The following is a 205-nucleotide window of genomic DNA, read 5'->3' on the forward strand; positions in this document are numbered from 1 at the left end:
TGCTACAGTTGTAGGTGATACAGAACAATCCTGCGCTATAGAAGCTTCAGAACGTATATCCGTTGCCTTATTAAGAACAGCCATTTTAGTATTTTTAGAGATAAAACAAAACTTATCAACGACAGGAGACTGAGCAGTAAAGTACGTATTACAAGCTTTACAATAAAAACGTTGTTTTTTAAGTATGAGATAAGCAGGTAACTCA

The 205-nt window shown here is 34.6% G+C and carries 1 pseudogene; it reads right to left on the reverse strand.

Going from position 1 to position 205, the window contains the following annotated elements:
- A pseudogene (locus tag HHH54_RS11380) lies at positions 1–205 on the reverse strand (ISL3 family transposase); the annotation flags it as partial.

This window comes from Staphylococcus canis (genome assembly GCF_016238445.1).
Lineage (GTDB): Bacteria > Bacillota > Bacilli > Staphylococcales > Staphylococcaceae > Staphylococcus > Staphylococcus canis.